The 20,652-nt window shown below is 30.2% G+C and carries 16 protein-coding genes; 1 reads left to right on the forward strand and 15 read right to left on the reverse strand.

What is annotated here, in order from left to right; translation table 11 throughout:
- Window positions 1-261: 261 nt before the first annotated feature.
- Entirely contained in the window at window positions 262-1,959 is a 1,698-nt protein-coding gene (locus tag HMPREF9709_RS05945) for a M3 family oligoendopeptidase (protein ID WP_005398684.1), read from the reverse strand.
- Window positions 1,960-2,109: 150 nt separating this feature from the next.
- Between HMPREF9709_RS05945 and HMPREF9709_RS05950 the strand changes: the two genes are divergently transcribed.
- On the forward strand, window positions 2,110-2,925 hold the full coding sequence (locus HMPREF9709_RS05950) for a ZIP family metal transporter (protein WP_005398685.1): 816 nt from the start codon (window positions 2,110-2,112) through the stop codon (window positions 2,923-2,925).
- Between the two features lie 1,037 nt (window positions 2,926-3,962).
- On the opposite strand, the gene HMPREF9709_RS05955 is transcribed toward HMPREF9709_RS05950, so the two are convergent.
- The 14 genes from HMPREF9709_RS05955 to HMPREF9709_RS09620 all read right to left on the reverse strand — a co-directional run bounded on the left by HMPREF9709_RS05955 (window position 3,963) and on the right by HMPREF9709_RS09620 (window position 20,623).
- Window positions 3,963-5,768 (reverse strand): bifunctional metallophosphatase/5'-nucleotidase, encoded by a 1,806-nt coding sequence (locus HMPREF9709_RS05955; RefSeq protein WP_005398686.1) that lies wholly within the window; start codon window positions 5,766-5,768, stop codon window positions 3,963-3,965.
- Between the two features lie 8 nt (window positions 5,769-5,776).
- The gene (locus HMPREF9709_RS05960; protein ID WP_005398687.1) at window positions 5,777-6,265 is read right to left on the reverse strand and encodes a methylated-DNA--[protein]-cysteine S-methyltransferase; all 489 of its coding nucleotides are present in this window, start codon (window positions 6,263-6,265) and stop codon (window positions 5,777-5,779) included.
- A gap of 20 nt (window positions 6,266-6,285) precedes the next feature.
- Complete coding sequence (gene pepF, locus HMPREF9709_RS05965) at window positions 6,286-8,034, reverse strand: oligoendopeptidase F (RefSeq protein WP_005398688.1); 1,749 nt, start codon at window positions 8,032-8,034, stop codon at window positions 6,286-6,288.
- Window positions 8,027-8,752, reverse strand: a complete 726-nt coding sequence (locus tag HMPREF9709_RS05970) for a response regulator transcription factor (protein WP_005398689.1) — start codon at window positions 8,750-8,752, stop codon at window positions 8,027-8,029. The genes pepF and HMPREF9709_RS05970 overlap by 8 nt, the downstream gene beginning before the upstream one ends.
- A gap of 239 nt (window positions 8,753-8,991) precedes the next feature.
- A complete protein-coding gene (groL, locus tag HMPREF9709_RS05975) occupies window positions 8,992-10,620 on the reverse strand; it encodes a chaperonin GroEL (protein WP_005398690.1) in 1,629 nt (542 codons plus the stop codon).
- A gap of 16 nt (window positions 10,621-10,636) precedes the next feature.
- Window positions 10,637-10,909 (reverse strand): co-chaperone GroES, encoded by a 273-nt coding sequence (locus HMPREF9709_RS05980; protein ID WP_005398691.1) that lies wholly within the window; start codon window positions 10,907-10,909, stop codon window positions 10,637-10,639.
- Window positions 10,910-11,294: 385 nt separating this feature from the next.
- Window positions 11,295-11,486: a hypothetical protein gene (locus HMPREF9709_RS05985; RefSeq protein WP_005398692.1), complete on the reverse strand. Its 192-nt coding sequence runs from the start codon at window positions 11,484-11,486 to the stop codon at window positions 11,295-11,297.
- 69 nt (window positions 11,487-11,555) lie between these two features.
- The gene (locus HMPREF9709_RS05990) at window positions 11,556-12,464 is read right to left on the reverse strand and encodes a GH25 family lysozyme (protein WP_005398693.1); all 909 of its coding nucleotides are present in this window, start codon (window positions 12,462-12,464) and stop codon (window positions 11,556-11,558) included.
- 112 nt (window positions 12,465-12,576) lie between these two features.
- A complete protein-coding gene (locus HMPREF9709_RS05995; RefSeq protein WP_005398694.1) occupies window positions 12,577-12,903 on the reverse strand; it encodes a hypothetical protein in 327 nt (108 codons plus the stop codon).
- Between the two features lie 14 nt (window positions 12,904-12,917).
- On the reverse strand, window positions 12,918-13,136 hold the full coding sequence (locus HMPREF9709_RS06000) for a hypothetical protein (protein WP_005398695.1): 219 nt from the start codon (window positions 13,134-13,136) through the stop codon (window positions 12,918-12,920).
- A gap of 9 nt (window positions 13,137-13,145) precedes the next feature.
- Entirely contained in the window at window positions 13,146-15,149 is a 2,004-nt protein-coding gene (locus tag HMPREF9709_RS06005; RefSeq protein ID WP_005398696.1) for a DUF859 family phage minor structural protein, read from the reverse strand.
- Complete coding sequence (locus HMPREF9709_RS06010) at window positions 15,149-16,987, reverse strand: phage tail spike protein (protein WP_005398697.1); 1,839 nt, start codon at window positions 16,985-16,987, stop codon at window positions 15,149-15,151. Before HMPREF9709_RS06010 ends, HMPREF9709_RS06005 begins: the two co-directional genes overlap by 1 nt.
- 1 nt (window position 16,988) lies before the next feature.
- A complete protein-coding gene (locus HMPREF9709_RS06015; RefSeq protein WP_005398698.1) occupies window positions 16,989-17,672 on the reverse strand; it encodes a phage tail family protein in 684 nt (227 codons plus the stop codon).
- A complete protein-coding gene (locus tag HMPREF9709_RS09620; RefSeq protein ID WP_005398699.1) occupies window positions 17,672-20,623 on the reverse strand; it encodes a phage tail tape measure protein in 2,952 nt (983 codons plus the stop codon). The genes HMPREF9709_RS06015 and HMPREF9709_RS09620 overlap by 1 nt, the downstream gene beginning before the upstream one ends.
- Window positions 20,624-20,652 lie beyond the last annotated feature (29 nt).

Below are 20,652 nucleotides of genomic sequence, written 5' to 3' on the forward strand. Positions count from 1 at the left end.
AATTATCATCGTACAAAACTGACTAAATAGACGAGGATAATCGCAAAAAAGTAAATTATCATCGTAAAAACTGGCTAAATAGACGAGGATAATCGTAAAAAAATAAATTATCATCGTTTCTATTCTGAAATTAATACGAGGACAATTAGGAAAATCCACATTATACTCGTAAATTTCCTAATACTTTTCAGTTCCCATTCCTACTCTAATAACAAATAAAAAAAGACACTATTGAGCTGTTCAACAGTGTCTATCTATAAATTATTTTATCTTATCATGATCTAAAGATTCTAAATATTCTTCTAATCTTGGTACTACATATTTAAATGTTTCTTTTTCAAATGGATTTTTTAATCCAACTTTACTAATGATTTCTTTAGTACCTAATTTTCCACCAAGTTTACATAATTCAAGGTATTTGTTCCATGCATCTTCATGATTTTCCATATCCAATACAAAGAATTGGAATGCGTTCATTTGTGCAATTGTATAATCTAAATAGTAGAATGGTGAAGAATATACGTGCATTTGAACTTGCCATCTTCTACCTGAATCCATGTATTCATCATCAGCATAATCAATATGTGGAGAATATTTCTTTTCTATTTCTCTAAATTTATTATTTCTTTCCTCTGGGGTTGCTTCAGGATTATCGTAAACCCATTCTTGATATTCATCAATTGAAGCTCCATAAGGCAAGAATTCTAATGAAGATACTACATGATTATAGTAATACTTTTCTGTGTCTTCCTTAAAGAAACCTTCCATCCATGGATGTGTGAAATATTCCATACTCATAGAATGTGTTTCCATAATTTCCATGCATGCACCTCTAACATCACTTGGATAAACATCTCTTGTTAAGTATCCTTGGAATGCATGTCCCGCTTCATGAGTTAAAACATCAACATCATGCGCTGTACCATTAAAGTTTGCAAAGATGAATGGTAATTTTGTCTTATCTAGTTGAGTCATATAACCACCAGGCGCTTTGCCATCTTGTGAAGTTAAATGCATCATTTCATGTTCAATCATGGCATTAAAGAATTCTTCAGTTTCTGGAGAAAGTTCTTTGTACATTTTCTTAGCATAATCCACTAATTCTTCTTCTGTGCCCTTTGGTGTAGGATTACCAGATAGGAATTTTAATGGAATATCATAGTATAGAAAATCTTCTACTCCTATTCTTTCTTTTTGTTCTTCATATAGCTTATTCGCTAAAGGAACGATATATTTTACAATTTGTTCTCTATAGTTTTTAGCATCTTCTCTTCCCCAGTCTGTACGACCAAAGCTTCTATATGCTACATCTAAATATGAATCAAATCCTAATTTTTTCGCAATTTGATGTCTTACTTTAACTAATTCATCATATATTCTATCAAATTGATCTTTTCTTTCATTAAACCATGCAGATGAAGCTTTAGCAGCAGCTTTTCTCACTGCTCTATCTTTTGATTGTTTATATGGTGTTAATTGAGAAAGATTTAATTTTTTACCATAAAATTCGATTTCTGCTGTACCCATTAATTTTTGGTATTCATTCGCAAGTTTTGATTCTTTAATTCTATCTTCCATTATTGAAGGATTAAAAATATCTTTTTGTAATTCATCAGTTTTTGTAATGTTTTTTCCATATTTTTCTTCAAAATCTTTTCTAAATGGTGATTTTAATCTAATATTTTGCAATTTATTGGAAAATTGAGAAAACTTTGGAAAAATTTCGTCAAATACTTCTACTTCTTTTTCGTAGAACTCATCTCTTGTATCAATTGTATTTCTAATATATGCAATATTTGCAGCTTCAGAAAAATCTTCTGTCATTGTATCAACTTCGTGTAATAGTTTAAGATACTCATCACTAGTTTTTGCATTTTCAATTAAATCTAATTTTTCATTTAATTCATTTAGTAATGAGTCAAAATCAGGTCTTGTGTATTCTAATTCTCTAAATTTCATAATTATCTCCTTTTCTTATTTAATATTAATTATATACCATTTAGTAATATTGGTAAAATTTAAATTTATATTTTTACTATATCAATATATTTTGCAAATTTTTCTCTTATAGGATATATTGAATTTATAGGGATTTTATAAGGAGAAATAATGGAATGGTTTTTATCACTATCGCCTATTTTACAAGCACTTTTAGCTGGGATTTTCACTTGGCTATGTACGCTTGTTGGTTCTGCGGTAGTATTTTTTATTAAAGAAGTTAATAATAAATTCCTTGCGATAATGCAAGGTGCAGCAGCTGGCATAATGACCGCCGCTTCTTTTTGGTCACTTTTAGCTCCAGCGCTAGAGTTTGCTGAAAAAGGACATTCTTCCTTACCAACTTGGTTACCTGTAACAATTGGATTCTTAGGTGGAGGAATATTTCTAAGATTCTTAGATATAGTTATACCTCACATTCATCTATCAGGCGATCATGGCGATACAGATATCAAAAAATCTACTTTAGGAAGATCCACAATGCTTTTCTTAGCAGTTACATTACATAACATACCAGAGGGAATGGCATTAGGTGTTGCCTTTGCTGCTGCCGGATTACAAGTATCTGGAGCTTCAATCGCTGCAGCAATCGCTCTAACAATTGGTATAGGGATACAAAACATCCCTGAAGGTTCAGCACTTTCTCTTCCGATTAGAGCTCAAGGACGTTCAAAAAAATATGCGTTTAATATGGGACAAATGTCTGCACTAGTAGAACCAGTCGGTGCAGTACTAGGTGCAGCAGCAGTTACAGCTGTCACAGAAATATTACCATATGGGTTGTCCTTTGCTGCAGGTGCAATGTTATTTGTCGTTATTGAAGAATTAGTACCAGAATCACAAAAGTCTGAATACACAGATATAGCCACAATGGCATTTTTAGTTGGATTTTGTATAATGATGGTGTTGGATGTGGCGTTAGGTTAGATTTGTTGTTGCGTATTGCAACTGCGTGCATTCGAAAAGAAATTACTTCGGTAAATTAACGAAAAGCTGCGGAACTTGTTCGCTTCGCGAACTTCGGACATCCTCGCTTTTCTAATTTACTCTTGTAATTTCTTTTCTCATATTCGCACGATGTTGCAATTACTCACAACAAATCTATTCAATATTGTGTGGGTACACACTTTATTCTGGTAAAATTATGTAGTAGCTTTTTTTATTTCAAAAAGCAATGCCACGTATCGAACAACAAATTCTATTCGAAATTGTTTGGGATAGAAGTTATTGGAAAAAATTAGATAAAATATTAGTAGAGGTATTGATTAATCAATTCTTTATGGAACAAATTTAAGTAAATCTAGGATTTAGTATTTTACATATAAAAGAGAGCTGTTACAAAATGAAGTTAGTCATTTGCAACAACTCTCTTTTATGGTTAAATATTTTATCCACATTTCACTGGTTTATTGATTTTATGTATAAGCACAAAAATAATTTATACATAAATTTCCTATTTTAATTTCTATGTATAACAATTTTGAAAAATTTATACACAAATGGATCTTTTATCTTTTATGTGTATAGTATTATAAGGTCTAATTATACACATCTTTGCTTATTTGTAGGAAGTATGTATAAAATACTGAAAAATTTTATACATAAATTTTAGTAAATAGATTTTATGTATAAGGCTGTACTTTATTTTATACATAGATTCCAATAAATGGGATTTTATGTATAAATCGCAAGCAAAACAACACATTCTACTATTCTTCTAAATCTATGTTGTCTTGAGGTAATGGGAGTCAACACATTTAGCCATTTCGAAGAAAGTATGTTGTCATTTGTAAGAAAATTTCAACACACTTCTTACATTAATGTTGAGTTGTGTTGTCTCACTCCACTCATATTCAACATATTCTGTTAATATCTTCAAAATGTGTTGTCCAGAAAATTCGTCCCGACCAATCCTTCCAAAATGCTCACCCGAGTGAATTTAAAATTTATAACTCGTTTTTTTATCATTTCTTATACATATTTTCTAAAATTTCCCCCAGAGTTTCATTTCTATCAAATTGATATTTCTCTGATAGTTTTTCAATTTGGTATTCTTCAAGTTTGTTAAATAGGTTAAGCGATCTAGTAATGTCAATTTCACCATCGGCATTTTTGTATAAAAGTAAGTCACCTTCATTTATTAGCTTAATTGCTTTTTGTCTTAGTGTTTCGTGTGAATTATCGATGTTTATATGCCACCTATTGATAAAGTGATATTTGTATGTTTGATCCGTTTGTTTTGCAATATAGCTTTCTGCAAATTTCCTTATTGTGCCATTTTGACCTAGTGCTGTGATTGAGGACCAAAGTGGCTCTAAAGGTTGTCCTTTTAATGGACCTTGATCTGAAATGAGTAAGTCCATTCTGTATTTGTTGATGGCAAGTTTTATTTTGTCATCTGGCAAAATATTTGTGTCATCTTCATATCTTAAATTTTCTATTCTATTACCGAATTGATTTGTGATGTCTACCTCATATTTGATGCTTCCAAATATATCTAAAGTTGAATATTTGTATTCATTTCTCGTTGGTTCAAAAGAAATGTTTATATCTCCTTCTCTAAATGTATTGTAGACAGAAACAGACCATTCCATATAGTCTCGCAGATTTTGTCCTGTAATTTCATAGACCGAAACTTCTCCACCAGAATAGCTATAGGAATTGTTTATGTGTTTCCTTTTTATTTCTCCTTTAGTAAGAATGGGATACGGATTGTCAAAGTGGACGGCTGCGACATCCGCTCCACTTGCATCGAGCATGACATCTAAAAAGAAATCTGCGATAGGTGTTTGTCTAATCCTAACTTCTGGTATTCCTTTTATTGTGTCTGGGTAGACTAAATTGGTATCGGAGTATCCAATATGTTCATTTACATAGGAACGCAATTCTTCATGATATGGTTTTAATATATTTTCAAGTTCTTTATCTGATTCTATATTTTCATCAACTTTTATTAGTGAATGCTTGATGTCAATTAATTTGTTTGATTTTGTTTTATCAAAAAATAAATCAACTCTACTTATTGCTTCTCCATGATATCCCGGCTCTAGAAAAATAGTATTGTTTATTTTACCTTCTTTTACCTGATGCATATGGCCACCAAAAACCGCATTTATGTTTTCAGTGTTTTTTACATTTCTTAAAAGATCATCAACACCGGTATTTTCTATTGAATTTTCATTTATATCACCCATATGAAACAGACCAATTAAAGCATCACAATCTTCGACTTCTTCCAATAATCGAGATAGTTCAAAATCTGCATCAATTACATCAAAATGTTTGAGGTTTCCTCTTTTCGCTTCAAACTTACGTACAAGTGGCGTATTTAGAGCAATAAAACCGATTCTTATATTTTGAATGTTTTTATAATAAATTCCATTCATAAAACGCATAGTGTTCTTTTTTCTATAAAGATTTCCCATCATTGGGATTCCTTGAAATTGACCTACAATGTTAATTAATTGAGGCATACCAAAGTTAAATTCATGGTTTCCCATATTGTAGATTTCATAGCCCATAGCGTTGATGGCTTCAATCCCCGGAAATTTGTCTCGTTTTAAGAAACTTTCAGCACTATTTCCTTGAATTAAATCTCCATTATCAATCAAAATAGTATATGGATTTTCTTCTCTGATTTTTTTTACAATAGTAGATATTCTGGTTAATCCTCCTATTTTAGAATATTCATCTTTTGAATAGTCCCAAGGCATATAATATCCGTGAATATCACTTGTACACAACAATGTAACTTTTAATTGATTGTCCATATCATCTCTTAATCTCTGTATTTTTTCTCAAGTTCTAACAGTCTTATCTTTAATTCTGTACCACCGGTATAATTTCCAATGTTTCCATCCGTTCTTACAACTCTATGGCATGGGATAATAATTGGAAAAATATTTTTAGCCATTGCATTTCCTACAGCTCGTGCTGAATTTTCAACGCCTACTTTTTCTCCAAGTTCTTTATATGTGATAACTTCGCCATAATCCACAGTCACTAATTCATCATAAACTTTCTTTTCAAAACCTTTACTCATATTCTTTATTGGTATATCGAATGTTTTTCTCTTACCATTGAAATATTCTAAAAGTTCAGTTTCTGCCATTTCTATAAGGGAATTTTTCTCATCTATAATTGTTCCATTAAAATTTAACGGACTATCTTCATTTAATTTTATTGCTAATAAATTATTGTTATCGGCATATAAAATTATGTTAAAAATATCGAAAGTAAACTTAGATCTGTAAATTACTTTTTCCAATTACATCTCCATTCACATGGCTATTTTACCATTTTGTCTAGTTTTTCTACTAATTCAGCAAAAATACTTAATGATTCATTAACTGTTTCTGGTTTAGACATATCAACACCAGCAATTTTTAATTGTTCAATTGGGAAGTGTTTGTCACCATCTTTTAAGAATTTAATATAATTTTCAACAGCTCCCTCTTTGCCTTCTAATACACGTTTCGCAAGTATTGAAGATGCAGAAAAACCTGTAGCATATTTGTATACGTAGAAATTTGTATAGAAATGAGGTATTCTCATCCATTCATAAGCAATTTCTTTATCTGAAACCATTGCATCTCCAAAATATTTTTCATTTAATTCATAATAAATTTTAGAGAAATCTTCCTTAGTTAAAACTTGTCCACTTTCAATTAATTCGTGAACTGTTCTTTCAAATTCTGCAAACATCGTTTGTCTAAATACTGTGGATTTGTAGTTGTTGATGTAAAAATCAGTTAGATACATTAATTCTTCTTCTGATTCTGCTCTATCCATAAGTAATTTTAGCAATAGCGCTTCATTAAATGTGGATGCAACTTCTGCAACGAAGATTGTATATCCTGAATGCATGTATTCATTTGAAGATCTGTCATAGAAACTATGAAGTGAATGTCCCATTTCATGTGCTAAGGTAAATACATTGTTTAATGTACCATCAAAGTTTAACAGTATGAATGGTTTTGTATCGTATGATCCTGATGAATATGCCCCACCTCTTTTACCTTCTCTTGGTTCTACATCAATCCATCTTTCTTCAAAAGCTTTTTTATAGTTTTCAACATATTCCTCACCTAGAGGTTTAACAGATTCAATAACTAATTCTTTAGCTTCTTCAAAAGTATATGTTTTATCAAAATTACTTGTAATTGGCATATATACGTCATACATATGTTGTTCATCAAGTTTTAACGCTCTCTTTTTAATTTCATAGTATTTATGAATATGTTTTAAGTTTTGATGAACTGAATCAATTAAAGCATCATAAACATCAGTACTTACATCATCTCGGTACAGATACATTTCTCTAATTGAATTGTATCCTCTTAATTTTGCTACCTTAGATAACCCATCAATATGTGAATAATATGATTGTGCAATAGTATTACCTAATTCATTGTATTTATTGTAAAATGCGTCAAATACATCTTTTCTTAATTCTCTATTTTCATTAGTTTGTAATTTTGTAAAATTAACATTTGTTATTTCTGTTTCATGTTTATCTAAATATGGGAATTTGATATCTGTATTTGTTAAGTAATAATAAATATTTGAAGCAGTTCTTGTTGTTGAACTCAATGAACTAATGATAAATTCTTCCTTATCTGAAAGTGTATGATCTTTGTATCTTAAAATTCTATCTAAATATATATCGAAATCTTTCAATTCTTCATTTGATTTTAATTCCTCAATTTTTTCATCACTTAAAGATAAAATCAATGGAGTTAGAAACGCAAATTCTGAATTAATATCTGTGTAAAGATTCATCACTTCACTGTCTAATTTTTGATATTTGGTTACATTTGAATCCTCATCTTTTTTCATATGAGAATATGCACCTAATTTTTCCGCCTTTCTACTGATATCTCTATATTTTAATAGAATTTGTACAAGATTGTTTTCTTTATCTTCCTTTAATTCTTTTAGTTCATTAAGCAATTCTTCTATTTCTGTTTTTTCTTTTTGGGCTTCATCAATATTACTAAAAATTGATTCTAAATCCCATCTCATTGTATTACTCATCTTTTCCCCTTACTTCACCAATTTCGTCGTTATAAAAATATCCTTCTCCCCATCTAGTCTGAATGTATTTATCAGTATTAGTTGGTTCAAGTTTTTCTCTAAGTCTTCTAATATGCACATCTACAGTTCGAATGTTTGACTCTTCTATACCTTGCCATAATTCATTCGCCAAATCTTTTCTAGAAAATATTTTTTGTTTATTTGAAACTAAAATAAAAAGCAAATCAAATTCTTTACCGGTCAAATCAAGCTCTGTATCCTCAACTTTTACTTTCCTTCCAAGGATATTAAACTCAAATTTACCTTTAACTAATGAACTCACATCTTCTTTAATAATCTTTACTTTTTCTTCAGCTTTAATTTTAGTTCTTCTAAGAACAGATCTTATCCTAGCCTTTAACTCAAGTAAATAAAATGGATCAACAATATAGTCGTCACAACCATATTCTAAAGCTAATACTATATCATTAGGCTCATTACTTTTTGATACAACTATTGTAGGAATATTACCCAATTCATTCATTTTACGTTTTAAATCTAGGCCTGTGCCATCTTTATAAATCATATCTATAATTACTAAATCATATTGATTATTTTTTAAGTTCTCTATAGTCTCTTTTATATTTTTAGCATAGCTAATTTCATACTCTTCAGACTTAAAACTATACTTAAAATTATCAATAAATTCTTGACTAGAGTTAGCTAATAGTAATTTCACAACTGCCCCTCCCTTTTTATTCTTAGGTAAATTATAACATAAATGTAATATTTACCTCAAATAAAAATGTGAAACGTGTAAATTTAGCGAGTTAGAATGCTTACCATATTATTACGAAATGTTAAAATATCTTAAAAACATTAAAATCTTTTAAAACTTGAATTTACAATCTAAGTGCAACAAATAAAAAAAGAGATTGTCACAATTACTCTGCAACAATCCCAGTTTTATATTTTTTATTAGAATCCTAATCCACCCATTCCTGGATTCATCATATTTGGAGTTTCAACATCTTCAGGTGAATCAATAATAGATGTTTCTGTTGTTAATATCATTGAAGCTATAGAAGCTGCATTTTCTAATGCAGATCTCGTAACTTTTGTAGGATCTACAATACCACTTTTAATCATATCAACAAATTCATCACTTAATACATCATATCCTATACCATCTTCTTTAGATTTTACAGAATTTACGATAACAGCACCTTCTAGACCTGCATTTTCTGCAATTTGTCTTGCTGGAGCTTCAAGTGATTTAGCAACAATCATAGCACCTGTCTTTTCATCTCCAATTGAAGATTCAATATATTCATCCAATGCCTTTATTGAATCAATTAGTACTGTACCACCCCCTGGTACGATACCTTCTTCAACAGCAGCTCTAGTTGCTGCAAGCGCATCTTCTATTCGCAATTTTTTCTCTTGCATTTCCACTTCAGTTACCGCACCAACTTGGATAATAGCAACACCACCAGCTAATTTAGCTAGTCTTTCTTTATATCTTTCAATATCAAATTCAGAATCAGATTCTTCAATATCATTTTTAATGGAATCAATTCTTGCTTTTAGTTCTTCTTTTGCACCTAAACCATCTACAATAGTTGTATTGTCTTTATCAACAACTACTTTTCTAGATTTACCTAAATCTTCCAACTGAACTGTTTTTAAATCGTCTTTTAATTCTTCTTTAAATACTTTTGTACCTGTTAAAATTGCAATATCTTCAAGAATTTTTGTTCTATTTTCACCAAAGCTTGGAGCTTTTACAGCAACTACATTAAATGTTCCTCTTATTTTATTGATAATTAAAGGAGTTAATGCATCGCTTTCAATATCTTCAGCAATTATTAATAATGGTTTTGAAGATTCTACTATTTGTTCTAATATCGGAAGTATTTCTTGCATATTTGTAATCTTCTTATCAGTAACTAAAATATATGGATTTTCTAATTCAGCAATTTTCTTTTCTGTATTTGAAGCCATATATGGGGATAAAAATCCTTTATCAAATTGCATACCTTCAACTATTTGCAATTGGGTATCCATTGTTTTTGATTCTTCAATGCTAATCACACCATCTTTACCGATTTTATCCATTGCATCAGCAATTAATTTACCAATTTCTGCATCCGCTGATGAAATCGCTCCAACTTGAGCAATTGATTCACTTGAATCAATTATGATTGAATATGATTTAATCTTATCTACAACTAATTTAACTGCATTTTTTATACCTTTTTGTACAATTATTGGATTTGCCCCTGCTGCAATGTTTTTCAATCCTTCTGAAACTATTGCTTGAGCCAAAATTGTAGCTGTAGTTGTACCATCACCAGCTATATCATTTGTCTTTATAGAAACTTCTTTTAATAATTGGGCACCCATATTTTCAAATTTATCTTTTAATTCAATCTCTTTTGCTATCGTAACACCATCATTTGTAATTAATGGAACCCCAAAACCTTTATCTATAACTACATTTCTACCCTTTGGTCCAACTGTAACTTTTACAGCGTCCGCAAGTTTATTAATACCAATTTCTAATGCTTTTCTAGAATCAGCACCATATTTTATTTCTTTCGCCATAATTTTACTCCTTAATCTATTCTTCAACTATCGCCAAAATATCTTCTAAATTAATTACGATGTATTCTTCATCGCCATCATTTATTGTTGTACCTTTATATTTTGTATATAAAACTTTATCACCAATCTCAAATAACTCTTTATTTTCTACTTCTTTTGAGAATGCAACAACTTCAGCAAATACTGGTTTTTCTTGATTTGTCTCAGGGATAATAATACCTGATAAAGTTTTACTTTCCGCTTTTACACTTTTTAATAGTACTCTTTCACCTATTGGATTAATTTTCATATATTCCTCCTAGCGTTTTATCACTCAGTCACATCGACTGATAATAATATTATATCATATAAAAATAGAAAATAAACTTTTTTCAAATTTTTAAAATTAAATATATTTAATTTTAATTAAAATAATTTTTACTATCATATTGGTAATAATTTTTTAGTTTGTAATTAATTTAAGAACCTATACTAAATGCTTAATTTACACAATTATTAATATTATCATTTATAAAAATTTTCTAAAATTTTAAAAAATAACGTCACGGAATCGTCACGGTTTTTATAATGTTATTAATTATATATTAACACAAATTTATTTATTATTTTGTATATGCTATAAATCTTATTTTTATAGGAGCTGTTGTATTTTTTTTCAACAGCTCCTAATTATTTTATTCTTGTTCTTTATAATTTTTTTGATATTGTGTGCCAAAATAAAATGAAATAATAACTGTGTAAATTGTTAAAAATTCTTGAGTCATTTTTTCGTTAACTGATAAAATAATGAAAGTTACTGTTAACATTATTGTTATAATACTTTTAACATCTATTAATCTAGCTAGTTTATCTGATAATTTTTCCATTTTCCCTCCTGGATTTATGATTCTATTTTAAAAAATAGCCTATTTTAAAAAGTTAGAGCGTAATTTTTTTTAATTAAAAGGCATTGCTGTAGATTTCTTCTCAATTTTTGCATCACCTATATAACGACCTTCGCCGTCAAAATATCTCCACCTGTTATTGATCCACTGGAATCCTGTTACCATCGTTCCGGTGTTTTTTCTAAAATAATACCAATTTCCTTTAATCTTTTGCCACTCAAATGCTTGAGTGCCGGATTGTCTATAATAATATGTGTTTCCGTTTTTCTTTCTGAATCCGTTATAGTCACTTGCGGATTTAACATCTGCTTTCTCTACTTTAGTGTAACCATTTAATCCAGCATTTTTTATAAGATTTGGATAATCTCTATACATGTAATTAAGGTCTAATTTCCCACTGTATCCGTTTAGTTTTCCATCTGCAGTATATTGCCACATACCATACACTCCATTATATGTTGGTTTATTTGCGTTGTAATGAGCAACCCAAACATCATATATTTTAAGCATATTCATGTCTAACTTAGAATTAAGCCACGAAGTGCTAGCATAAATACCAACATAGTATCCTTTTTTCTCTAAATAATCTAAGAACTCAATTCCTACTTTTGCAAGCTGCGTTTTTGTTACTTTTGCTTGATGGTATTGGTCTTCTGTATCCCAATACACTGGCAAAGCTAATCTTTTATCTTTTATTATGTTATAAAAATATTCCGCTTCTTTTTGACCTTCTCCAGTTGAATTAGCACATGAATACCAATAAGCACCTATTGATACACCTCTTTTTACAAATTCAGAGTAATGTTTTTCAAATGCTGTATCCTTATTTAATGATTGCCCTGTTCCATATCCTGTGTAACCTGCTCTTAGTATTACACCATCAATCTCTTTTGATATTCTATCATAATCAATTTGAGATGGTTTTTGCCAACTTGAAATATCTAAAACAATTTTCTTCATTTTTCCTCCTAATTCACTGTATAAGCTATACAATCATATAGCTACACTCTTAAAAATCGCTTAAAATCGATTATAGAACGTAGCTATTGCAATTACTTAATTACAGACCTTTTTATTTTAAAAATGGGAACAAATATAATAAAATTGCTCCTACAACTAAACCTAATGTAGTTTTTATTACATAAGATTTTAATTCTTTCATATCTTCAACTTGTTTTTTAGTTTCTGCAGATTTTTGTTTGAATATATCATCTAATTTCATATTGATTACATTAAAATTAGATAAAGTTTGATGCTCAATATTATCTAAAGACTTTTTCATATACTCATAGTCTTTTTGCATTAGTTTGATGTTTGCGTCATGATCTACAAATTGTTTCTCTAGATTGGAAATACGAGCTGTATTTTCTTTTACATCATCATAAATTTTACTTTCCATAGGCTTTATTCCTTTTACTTATTTAATCTCTCAAATGTTGACTTTGTAATATTTAACTCTTTCAATTCTCCAAGTATTTCATCTATTTCTTGAGCTATAGGGATTAATTTCATATCCTCTAAATATTGCTGGGTTTTTAATTTCTCAAGATTTTGTTTATGCGTAACTTCTTCCTCTTTTAATTGTTTTATTCTATCATTCAATTCTTTTATTCTAGATTCTATTACTTCCATCTTTACCTCCTAAAATTGATATTTTGTTAGATATGGATAAATAACTGATATATTAATTGTATTTGCATGTGCTGCTTGATTCCATATCTGCAGTTTTCCGTTTTCAAATAATCTTCCTGTGATAACCTTAGTAGTCATATCCACATAGCCACCTTGTCTTATATCTACTACTACACCCATAATTGGTGGAATAGATACTTGACATATATCAACCCAACCTGTTGTTTTTGCATCCCATTTAAGTTCCATAGCGATATACTCAGGTGTTTGATATGCATGTACAACCGTAACGTTTTGATAGTTGTTAGAAATAATTGTATCTGTTATATCTATCGTTCCTGAAACTAAAGCCCATTCACTCCACGAATTCATATACTTACTTCTTATCCATACAGATTTACTTTGATACTGCGTATATCTTTGAATAATATAAGCATAAGTAGTACCATATTTCGAGATTACCTCTAAGAATCCTGCAGAATTAATTGGATAATTCAAATTAGTATCAGCCCTTGATGTTTGAGTTTGGATATAAAATCCCATATCTAAAACATCATTGAGATTTTCTGTATATAATTCATATGGTGAACTCCCTAATACAGACCAATTTCTATCAATATCTATCAAATAATCCTTACTTGCCACTTTACCTATTGCTATCCCATTTCCAGTTTTATAAAAGTCAACTGTTACATTAGCTGTAGAAATGGAATTGTAATAAGTAGAATCACTTAGAGAATCTTTTACAAATAATTCAAATTCGTATTCTTCTTCAGTACTCGCTGGTACAGTTAATTTTTGTGTTGAAGTGCCAGTCAAATTACTTATAGTCTTAACATCTGAAAAATAGCTAGAATTATCTAAAGTTTTTGTTCTACTTCTAATTTTCAAACTACCAACATTTCTGGAAATATTGTAGATACTAACATCAGCTTCTATGGTTGCATACGCACCATCATCTTGTACTAATCCAGATGCATTTGAACGGTATACTTTGATATTTGATAGTTTAGGATAGTTATAGTCTTTAACATTTACAGTAGTTTTAATTTGTGCTTTTCTTCCTCTAGAGTCTGTAGCTTCAGTATTTATAGTTACATCTCCAGCATCATTAAATATATTTGATGTAAATATCTGCTGATTACTTGATTGTAATAATGTATTTCCTTGTGTAATTTTAGTACTGAAACTTCTAAAACTAGATCCTAAGATTCCCGAAGCTGTATTTACGATTTTTGCACTTGAAAAACCTTTTATATATTGACCATTTAATCCATTAACTAATGTTACTGAATGATTTACAGTTGGAACTATGTTTGATGGTATAGTTAATGTAAAAGTTTTAGATTTTTCCCCAATAATATTAGAACCGTTCATAGTTCTTACCATTACTGTTGCAACCCCTGATACACTATTAGTATTAGCAATTGCCCATACATCGGTTGTAGGAGTGAATTTAGCCGTTTTTACCCCACTAGATAAATTAGCTACAGATGTATAACCTTTACTACCATATTTCAAGTAAATAACGTGAGAAAATGAACTTGTAGCTGGATTAAGATTTACTGTCATCTCATTATTCATTATTAAATTTGAAGTGCTTAATGTAAATGGCGTCGCTCTAGGTATTGCCGTTAAAGTCATTGATGAGCTTCCGTTTGCATTTCCTAAGTAACCGTTGTTACCTGTAAAACTAAATGAAAATGATAAAGTCTTTTTACCATCTGCATTATGAGGGATAGTTAAAGAGCCGCTAGCCCATGTTTTTGTTCTTGATGAGTTAAAGTTATATGCTTTCTTTCCTGAACTTACAACCTTTCCATTTATAATTACTGAAAAATTTGCACCACTTGAATCTTGATTAGCATAAGCACCACTTCCCCCAGAGAAATTAGTAACTAGACTGTAACTAACAGTAGTTGAATTTGCTAATATATTCTGTTTCCCTTGATTCACAGTTAGCACTGTATTGTATTTATTGTTTGTTCCGTGTAGTCCGTTAACTGTTGCCATTAATTCCTCACTTTCCTGAATGATAAATTGCCAGATTCTCTAGGTACAAATTCAAAATTACCTAGCCTTAAACTGTTGATAATGTGTGCATCATATACATATAGCTTGTTATTAGATAAATAGGCTACTTCTTGTCCATCATCTAAAAATGTCATTTTTTCATTTGTTATTTCTACTTTTAAATTACTTGTGTTTTTCCCTATAATTAAGCCATCTCTATTAAACTCGAAATAGGTTTTTATAAACGTTAATTCATCATCAGTTAGATTTTTATTCTCATCTACTACTTGTTGTAGAGCTTCAATTGCAACGCTAAAACTATCACTTTCTTGTAGTAATTTAGTTTCTTGTTGTTGTATAAGTTCATCAACTTTTGATGTATCATAAAAACTTTCTGAAACTGTCTGTAAAATTTCAGTACCTTTATTTTCAATTTGAGCTGTAATATCCACTTTGATATTTTCTAAATTCTCTGCTACTTCAGAATCTAAATTAACCCAGTCGTTAACATCATGATTGAAATACTTTACTCTATTTTCTTTAGCATCATGCCATAATTTACTTGTATCACTTGGAGGTTCTTCAGAATAAATTGTTGCATTTTCACCATCTTTTCCAGGTTCACCATCCTTGCCAGGATCTCCCTTGTCACCTTTGAATTTATCAATTATTTCAGGAGATGATAATTTACTTTCCACAGATTTTGATACAGTTTCAGTAATTGCTTCGGGTGTTATTTTTTCTTCTGCACTTGATACTCTATCTTGTAGCTCCTTATAAGTTTCTTCAGAAACTTTAGATTTTATCTCCCCTTGTAATACAGTAATGTATTGTCTAGTTACCTTTATTTCATTTTCTAAGTTAGATTCTTGTATTTCTCTAATTTGATTTATACTTAATGGAGCATTAGATAATATAACAGAATTTTTTATTTTCTCTCTTAAATATTCTTTTATTGACATTATTCTTTCTTTTGAAAATGTCTCGTTTTCTTTATCTACAAGAGTTAATGTATCTCCTATTTGATAATCTAAATATTTGTATTTATTACTTAATTTAGCTAAATCAATAATATCGACTTCATATGATTTATAAATAGCTCCTAAACTATCTATTATTTTTTGTCCAGCTTCTTTTAAGTTTTTTACAACGGTATACCTTTGATCTTGCCATGTACCATAAATAATTTTATTTGTATATTTAACAGTAGGCTCCAAATAAGGTATACCATTATTAATTGATTCAATCCCTAAATCATCTTTACCTTTAACTATTAATCTTGTTACATAGTCGTAACTATGCGTAGTTACATTCATTTCTCGTAAATTTAGTTCTTGATGTAAATATGAGCCTTTGTCTTCTCCTATTTTTGGAGCTGCAATAATCTTTTTGTTTAAAATGTCCCATACATATTCATATTGAAACAACTCCATTCCATGCTGAATTATCTCAAGCAACGTTTTATTTTTGCCTGTAAGTGTTTCTTTTCTAGAATCATCACATTTAATTTCCCAACCTAAAGGATTTAATAATGGTGATAAGATAGCTTTAAGAGTTGCTGTAGTATAAGTATAATTAGGATAATAATCCTTTTGTAGATCGTCCAAATTAGGCTTACATATAATATCGTATCTATCTCCTGATTTTTTCTTTTCTTTAAGAATATACTCTCCTTCACCCTCAACTTGAATATAATATTCCTCCTTAAAGTATTTTCCCATCTCTTTAGGAACACTAAAGTTTAAGAGTGGAACTAAATTCAATTCTCTCTCAATATAAGCATCAGAAAAAGTATCAAATGATTTTAAATATTCCCTTTTTAATCCTAAAATATCCATATTATATTATCCTCGGTTTAAATTTAGTTTTTATAGTTGCAGCTGGGGTAATTTTAATATTATTTTCTCCTGGTATTAACTTAGGATATGTGAAGAAAATTGTATCTGAAAATTTATTATTTACTCCTTCAAATACGCCACTTTCAATTCCTATAGTTCTTGCTTTTCCTACTATCATGTTATTTAATGTAATTTTTACCTCATTAATTGTCCCCTGATTTATATAAAGAACATATGCACCAGCTTTACTTGGAGTTATTTCTATCGTTGCAGGTGTTATTCCAGTACCAGGATTTATTATTTTAAAATTTGTTGTTTCTACTTCTGGCATATACTCGATAACCATTAATTCGTATTCAACTCTTTGATATTTTCCGTTATCTATTTTTACAGAATGATTAGATAAATATCCAAATAGAATATTTTTCCCTAATCCAAATTCCGTTATTTCACATTTTGATAATTGGGCAATTAATTTACTCTTATTCAAATTGGTTGTTTGAAAATTTCCTTTATATTCAATGTCTAGTTTTAGAGGTTTATAGTTATAAAAAATATCATCTCCAATAAATGGAAGGAGTGACTTTTCTGGCCACTCCGTATCAATTCTTATTTCTGAAGATTCTAAACTTCTTTCAACTAATCTTGCATTAAAGTTTTTTAAGTCTATTCCATTTATTTTCACTAATATCTTCTCCTTTTACTATCTAATGCTTGTTCTTCTGAACTATACCTTGCAGTACTATAACCAACTGTTCTTCCTTCAAGGTCTACGGTAGTGTGTATATCACCAATAATCATTGCTGTACTTCCTGATTTAATTTCTTTTCTATCATATGGGCTTGGTAAATATACATTACTATTGGCTGCTATTTTTCCAGCTGTTAATGTACTTTCAGCTTCTACAGTTTTTTGCATAGTATCTGTTAAGCCGCCTAGTTGCTTTTTAACATTTTTTTCTAATTTTGGCATACTATCATCAAAACCTACTGCAACTCCTGGTGGTAACCATTTACCAACTTCCTTAGCCATTACTCTTGAAGGTGATTTAATGCCAAAGAAACCTTTTATACTACTTAATATTCCTCCAGCAAATCCAGCAATTTTATCTTTTATCCATCCAGTTACAGATTTAATACCATTCCACAATCCTTGTATTAAATTCTTTCCAATATCAAATGCACCTGTGAAAGCACTTTTAATCGCGTCAATTGCAGTATTACCTAAGTTTCTTGCAACTCCACCAATGAAAGAAAACATTGAATGGATTCCTCGTCCAATGCTTGATATTAAATCTTTTCCTATACTAAGACCTTTAGTAAAGATATTTTTTATAAAATCAATAACATTATTAGCAAGATTTTTTACAATCCCCCCAATGTTATTTTTCATGTAAGTAATACCTTTACCAATATGACTAATAAGGTTTTTACCAAGACTCAAAAAATTCATTAATGTGAACGCATTTATAATAGCCATAATTATCTGAGGGATATTTGCTATTAAAGTTGGTATTGCATTAATTAATCCTTTTCCTAAAGCCACTAAAAGCTTAAATCCTGTAGCTATAATCTGTGGAATTTTACCAAATAGTGCATCTGCAAAACTATTAATAATACGCGGTACTTGTTCTATCAAATATGGTAAATTATCAATTAAACCTTGAGCTAATGCCATAATTAGTTCTAAGGCAGCATCTATAAGTACTGGTATATTTTCAATTAAAGCATCACAAATTGCTACAATCATTTTTAATGCTGCAGGTATAATCTGTGGTAATGCTTGAATTAAACCTTGGACCAATCCTAAAATAATTTTTACAGCAGCATCTACAACTAAATTGATATTTTCAGTTATAAATTCTACAATTGTTAAAATTATTTGAACTACTTGAGGTATTAAAGTAGGAAGTGCTGTTACAATACCATCAGATAAAGCTAATATAATTTGAAGGGCAGCATCTAATAGTATTGGTAAATTTTCTAAAATTACCTGACCAAATGAATCAACAATTTGGATAATTGCAGGTATTAATATAGGTAACGACTTTAATATACCTTGAACTAAGGAATCAATAATTTTTCCTGCTGCAGAAACAAATTTTGGTAAGTTTGTTATTATTGTGTTTATAACATTTTGGAGCCCTGTAATAAATGTCGGTATTAATGATGGTAATTTATCAGCTATAGCACCTATAAAACTAGACACTATTTCTATACCAGCAACTAATATTTGAGGTACAATCTTTAATAATCCATTAATAAGAATTATCCCTAAATCTGCAGCAGATTTACTAATTTGAGGTAAGTTATTAGTTAACGATTGAGCAAAAGTACTAACTACATTAACAGCTAATTGAGCAACATTAGGTAAACTTTTCGCCAATCCTATTAATGCTTCGGTTAGCATGCCCCCTAAAACCATTACTAACCCTTCTACTCCACCTTTTGCTTGAGCAGCACTTATACCTAATTCCTCAAGACCTTTACTTGAATTATTTAATTTCTTTATTGTTGCTTCATCTAATCCACTAAATGCATCCCCCATTTTGTTAATATAATCAGTAATCTTACCAATTGCATTTCCTAATGGCTTATCTACACTTTGGAAAATCTTTATTTGTAAAGTCTCTAAAGAACCAAGCATTTGTTCAATGCCAGATTGAACATTGTTTTGCATAGTCCTAGCCATTTCATCAGCTGCTCCATCTGAATTTTTTAATGACTTTGTTAATTCATTCAGTTTATCAGGTCCAGCTTCTACAAGTGCAAGCATTCCAGAAAGTGATTCTTGACCAAATAAAGTAACAATAGCTTGGTTTTTTTGTTCTTGTGTTAAACCTTTTGTTCCTCTTTGAAGTTCTGAAATAATACCATTTAATGGTTTCATATTTCCTTGAGCATCAAAAAACTTCAATCCAAGCTCATCCATTACAGCATTCATTTTTTTAGTCGGTTTTACTAATCTAGAGAATGCCCCTCTTAATGTTGTACCTGCTTGAGATCCTTTTATACCAGCATCAGACATTAATCCTATTGCTGCAGCGGTTTCTTCAACAGTTTGACCCATTGCTTTCGCAACTGGAGCAACATATTTCATTGCTTCGCCCATGTCATCAACTTCAGCGTTTGTATCCGCTGCCGCTCTTGCAAAAACATCAGCAATATGACCCGCTTTACTTGCTTCTAAACCAAAAGCCCTTAATGTAGATGCTGCAACTTCTGAAGCTTTAGCAACATCTCCTCCGGATACTGCCGCTAAATCCAAAAGTCCTGGCATTGCTGACATAATTTCTTTTGTATCAAAACCTGCTGAAGCCAAGTTTTCCATACCATCTGCTGCTTCTTTTGCACTGAATGCTGTGTCAGCTCCAAGTTTTACAGCTAATTTATTTAGTTCTTTGAGTTCCTCTCCGGTTGCCCCAGAGATTGCTTGAACTCTTGACATTTGAGCCTCAAACTCCATTCCAGTTTTTACTGCAGCAACTCCAAACGCAGCTATACCAGCGGTAACTCCAATTACAGCCTTTGTTACACCCGCTACTGCTTTACCCGCTAAAGAACCTAATCCTTTTAGTCCTTTTGTAAAACCGGAAGTGTTAATTTTAGTATCAAATAATAAACGCCCATCAGCCATTGTTTACACCTCCAATTTATAAAATGATA

The organism is Helcococcus kunzii ATCC 51366, assembly GCF_000245755.1.
GTDB lineage: Bacteria > Bacillota > Clostridia > Tissierellales > Peptoniphilaceae > Helcococcus > Helcococcus kunzii.

What these genes read in the sequence shown, in the direction of transcription:
- HMPREF9709_RS06010 (WP_005398697.1), bottom strand. Translation starts at nt 16,987, where the DNA reads ATGGATATTTTAGGATTAAAAAGGGAATATTTAAAATCATTTGATACT.
- groL (WP_005398690.1), bottom strand. Translation starts at nt 10,620, where the DNA reads ATGGCGAAAGAAATAAAATATGGTGCTGATTCTAGAAAAGCATTAGAA.
- HMPREF9709_RS09620 (WP_005398699.1), bottom strand. Translation starts at nt 20,623, where the DNA reads ATGGCTGATGGGCGTTTATTATTTGATACTAAAATTAACACTTCCGGT.
- HMPREF9709_RS06005 (WP_005398696.1), bottom strand. Translation starts at nt 15,149, where the DNA reads ATGGCAACAGTTAACGGACTACACGGAACAAACAATAAATACAATACA.
- HMPREF9709_RS05980 (WP_005398691.1), bottom strand. Translation starts at nt 10,909, where the DNA reads ATGAAAATTAATCCAATAGGTGAAAGAGTACTATTAAAAAGTGTAAAA.
- HMPREF9709_RS06000 (WP_005398695.1), bottom strand. Translation starts at nt 13,136, where the DNA reads ATGGAAGTAATAGAATCTAGAATAAAAGAATTGAATGATAGAATAAAA.
- HMPREF9709_RS05955 (WP_005398686.1), bottom strand. Translation starts at nt 5,768, where the DNA reads ATGGACAATCAATTAAAAGTTACATTGTTGTGTACAAGTGATATTCAC.
- HMPREF9709_RS05990 (WP_005398693.1), bottom strand. Translation starts at nt 12,464, where the DNA reads ATGAAGAAAATTGTTTTAGATATTTCAAGTTGGCAAAAACCATCTCAA.
- HMPREF9709_RS05995 (WP_005398694.1), bottom strand. Translation starts at nt 12,903, where the DNA reads ATGGAAAGTAAAATTTATGATGATGTAAAAGAAAATACAGCTCGTATT.
- pepF (WP_005398688.1), bottom strand. Translation starts at nt 8,034, where the DNA reads ATGAGTAATACAATGAGATGGGATTTAGAATCAATTTTTAGTAATATT.
- HMPREF9709_RS05950 (WP_005398685.1), top strand. Translation starts at nt 2,110, where the DNA reads ATGGAATGGTTTTTATCACTATCGCCTATTTTACAAGCACTTTTAGCT.
- HMPREF9709_RS05985 (WP_005398692.1), bottom strand. Translation starts at nt 11,486, where the DNA reads ATGGAAAAATTATCAGATAAACTAGCTAGATTAATAGATGTTAAAAGT.
- HMPREF9709_RS05945 (WP_005398684.1), bottom strand. Translation starts at nt 1,959, where the DNA reads ATGAAATTTAGAGAATTAGAATACACAAGACCTGATTTTGACTCATTA.